This window comes from Rhizobacter sp. (genome assembly GCF_035702065.1).
Classification (GTDB): Bacteria; Pseudomonadota; Gammaproteobacteria; order Burkholderiales; family Burkholderiaceae_C; genus Rhizobacter.
Window position 1 is genome coordinate 1 of sequence record NZ_DASSRA010000038.1, and the last position, 3,620, is coordinate 3,620.

Here is a 3,620-nt window from a genome sequence, read left to right on the forward strand (position 1 = left end):
GTGTGCGTGTTGGGCCGACCCGTGCCCACGCCGCGCGCATGCACCAGGCCGGCGGCCACGCGCAGCTTGGCCTCGGCACACGCGTCGAACACGTCCCAACCTTGCGACAGCATGCCGGCCAGCACCGCCGAGAACACGCAGCCGCTGCCATGCGCCGAGCCCGGCCAGCGCGTGCCGCTCAGCACCGCGCTGCGCTGCGCATCGAGCACCCAGTCGTCGGCCGTGTCGCCTCCGCCGTGCCCTCCCTTCAACACCACCGCACCGCGGCACAGCGCGCGCAAGGCCGGCAGGCGCGAGAGCAGCTCGGCTTCGCTGCAGCCGACCAGCGCCGCCGCCTCGGGCAGGTTGGGCGTGATCACGTCGGCATGGCGCATCAGCGCCCACAGGGCGGTCAGCCAGGTCACGCCATGCGCGTCGTAGGCCGGGCGGCCGTTCGAGCCGGCGAGCACCGGGTCGACGACCACGGGGCAACGGCGCGCGGCCACAAACTCGCTCACCTCCTGCGCCACCGCCATCGAACCGAGCATGCCGATCTTGATGGCGGCCGGCTCTCCATCGCGCAGCACACCTTGCAGCGCAGCGCGCAGCACGGTCACGTCGACCGGCGCAAGTTGCTCCAGGCCCTGGCTGCTTTGCACGGTGAGAGATGTCACCACGCTGCAGCCTTGCAGGCCCATGGCCTCCCAGGTGGCCAGGTCGGCGGTGATGCCTGCGCCATGCACCGGGTCGTGGCCCGCGATCGTCAGCAAACAAGTCATGTGAAAGGGTTCTCCTCAGATCGAGTGCCAGAACGGCATGCCCACGGTGGGCGTCGAAGCATGTGCGCCGAGCTGCGGCGCCATCGGGCCGGCCTCGAAGGCGCCGCGCCCCGCGGCCACGGCTGACGCGAAGGCGCGCGCCATGCGCACCGGGTCGGCCGCCTGGGCCACGGCGGTGTTGAGCAGCACCGCATCGAAGCCCATCTCCATCACCTGCGCCGCATGCGAAGGCAGGCCCAGGCCGGCGTCGACCACCAGCACCGCGTCGGGCAGGCGCGCGCGCAGCGTGGCCAATGCGTGTGGGTCGAGCACGCCGCGTCCGCTGCCGATGGGCGCGGCCCCCGGCATGATGGCCGCGCAGCCGGCATCGCGCAGGCGCTGCGCGAGCACCAGGTCGTCGGTGGTGTAGGCGAAGACGTCGAAGCCGTCACGCGCGAGCACGCGCGCTGCCTCCAGCGTGCCGAAGGGGTCGGGTTGCAGCGTGTGATCGTCACCCACCACTTCGAGCTTGATCCACGAGGTGCCGAAGATCTCGCGCGCCATCTGCGCCAGCGTGATCGCCTCCTGTGCGCTGTGGCAGCCGGCGGTGTTGGGCAGCACGCGGCAACCCAAGCCCTGCACGCGCTGCCAGAAGGCGTTGCCGCCGCCCTGCTCGGGCAGCAGGCGGCGCAGGCCCACGGTGAGCACCTGTGTGGCGCTGGCCTGCACGGCCTCGGCCAGCACCTGCGGCGAGGGGTAGCGCGCGGTGCCGAGCAGCAGGCGGCTGTCGAACGTGGCGCCGGCCACGGTCCACGGTTGTTGGGCTTGCATGGTCAGCCGCCGGTGATGGGCACGACGACGTCGACGCGGTCGCCCTCGCGCAAGGGCTGCTGCGGCCATTGCGCCCGCGGCACGAAGACGGTGTTGAGCGCGCAGGCAAACGCCTGCCGCGGGTCGAAGCCGGCTTCGGCGAGCAGGCCGTCGAGCGTGTGCGCATGCGTGGCACGCGCCTGTCCGTTGAGCGAGATGTTCATGGGCTGAGCGTGTGCATGAGTGAATCGACCAGCGCCGGCGCACACAGGTAGCCGTGCCGGTACAGACCGTTGAGTTGCCACACGCCCTCGTGCCGACGCAACGCGGGGCGGTGGTCATCGAGCGCGGGCCGCAAGGCCGCGGCGCTGTGCAGCACGCGCGCTTCACCGAAGGCCGGGTGCAGGCTGTGCAGCGCGCTGCCCAGCTCCAGCGTGGAGCGCAGGCTGATCGGGCCGCTGTCTTCCGACTCCAGCTCGGTCGCCCCCACCACGAAGCGGTGGCCCGGCCGCGGCACCACGTAGAGCGGGTAGCGCGGGTGCATGAGGCGCACCGGCCGGCGCAGCGACACACCGCGGCATTCGAGCATCAGCAGCTCGCCGCGCACGCCGCGCAAGCTCGGCCAGTCGCTGCGCGCGCCCAGGCCGCGTGTGTCGATGAGCACGTCGGCATCGTCGGTGAGGCCTTTCAGCGAACGCACGGCCTCGCCTTCGTGCCAGCGCACGGGCAATCGCGTGAGTGCCACCGCCAGGGCATGCAGCAGTTCGTCGTTGGCGAGCTGGCCTTCGCCGGCGAGGAACAGCCCGCGCTCGAAGCGCCCGGCCAGCAGCGGCTCGCAGGCGCCGATCGCCTCACCCTGCAGACGCTGCACCTGGCCGTGGTGTGCGGCGGGCAGCTTGCGGCACAGCGCCTGCTCGAACTGCGCCAGGCTGCCGGCATCGGGCGCATGTGCGAGCACCAGCGTGCCTTCGCGGCGGTGGTAGACGGCGCAGCCACTGTCGCGGTGGAGCTCATCCAGCCATTGCGGCCACAACACCATGGCGCGCTGCGCCAGTTCGAACACCGCCAGGTCGCTGGTCGCCAGCTCGGCCAGCGGCGACAGCATGGCCGCCGCCACCGCGCTGGCCGAGCGTGTGTCGCCGCGCCGCGCCGCGTCGTACAGGCTCACCTGCCAGCCGGCGCGCGCCAGCCGCCAGGCGCACAGGCGCCCGGCCAGGCCGGCTCCCGCGATGACGGCTTTCTTCACAGGTACAACTCACCGCCGCGGGCGCGGAACTCCTCGGCCTTGCCCTCCATCAGCGGCCGGATCGCGATGACCGGCTGGTGCGCATTCGCGTACTCGCGCACCTCCTGCGTGATCTTCATCGAGCAGAACTTCGGCCCGCACATGGAGCAGAAGTGCGCCACCTTGGCGTTCTCCTTGGGCAGCGTTTCGTCGTGGTAAGCCATCGCGGTGTCGGGGTCGATGGCGAGGCGGAACTGGTCTTCCCAACGGAACTCGAAGCGCGCCTTGCTGACCGCGTTGTCCCACAGCTGTGCACCCGGGAAGCCCTTGCCCAGATCGGCCGCGTGCGCGGCGATCCTGTAGGCGATGAGGCCTTGCTTCACGTCGTCGCGGTTGGGCAGGCCCAGGTGCTCCTTGGGCGTGACGTAGCAGAGCATCGCGGTGCCGTACCAGCCAATCTGCGCCGCACCCATGGCGGAGGCGATGTGGTCGTAGCCGGGCGAGATGTCGGTCAGCAGCGGCCCCAACGTATAGAACGGCGCCTCGAAGCAGACCTGCAGCTGCTTGTCGACGTTCTCCTTCACCAGCTGCATCGGCACGTGGCCCGGGCCTTCGATCATCACCTGCACGTCGTGCTTCCACGCCACCTGCGTCAGCTCGCCCAGCGTGTGCAGCTCGGCGAACTGGGCCTCGTCGTTGGCGTCGGCAATCGAGCCGGGGCGCAGGCCGTCGCCGAGCGAGAAGCTCACGTCGTAGGCGAGCATGATTTCGCAGATGTCGTCGAAGTGCTCGTACAGGAAGCTCTCGCGGTGGTGCGCCAGGCACCACTTGGCCATGATGGCGCCGCC

5 protein-coding genes are annotated in these 3,620 nt (G+C 70.9%); all 5 read right to left on the reverse strand.

The genetic code is table 11. The features are described 5' to 3' along the window. The coding region (gene thiD, locus VFL64_RS01615) for a bifunctional hydroxymethylpyrimidine kinase/phosphomethylpyrimidine kinase (protein WP_489538629.1) at nucleotides 1-758 on the reverse strand (758 nt) is incomplete at its 3' end. 15 nt (nucleotides 759-773) lie between these two features. After that, nucleotides 774-1,568: a thiazole synthase gene (locus VFL64_RS01620; RefSeq protein ID WP_489538630.1), complete on the reverse strand. Its 795-nt coding sequence runs from the start codon at nucleotides 1,566-1,568 to the stop codon at nucleotides 774-776. Nucleotides 1,569-1,570: 2 nt separating this feature from the next. Beyond that, entirely contained in the window at nucleotides 1,571-1,771 is a 201-nt protein-coding gene (gene thiS / locus VFL64_RS01625; protein ID WP_489538631.1) for a sulfur carrier protein ThiS, read from the reverse strand. Beyond that, the gene (locus VFL64_RS01630) at nucleotides 1,768-2,793 is read right to left on the reverse strand and encodes an FAD-dependent oxidoreductase (protein WP_489538632.1); all 1,026 of its coding nucleotides are present in this window, start codon (nucleotides 2,791-2,793) and stop codon (nucleotides 1,768-1,770) included. The genes thiS and VFL64_RS01630 overlap by 4 nt, the downstream gene beginning before the upstream one ends. Then, a partial coding sequence (locus VFL64_RS01635) for a phosphomethylpyrimidine synthase ThiC (protein ID WP_489538633.1) occupies nucleotides 2,790-3,620 on the reverse strand: 831 nt, incomplete at its 5' end. The genes VFL64_RS01630 and VFL64_RS01635, both read right to left, overlap by 4 nt.

Coding starts and splice junctions, on each gene's coding strand:
- thiS (WP_489538631.1), bottom strand. CDS start 1,771: ATGAACATCTCGCTCAACGGACAGGCGCGTGCCACGCATGCGCACACG.
- VFL64_RS01620 (WP_489538630.1), bottom strand. CDS start 1,568: ATGCAAGCCCAACAACCGTGGACCGTGGCCGGCGCCACGTTCGACAGC.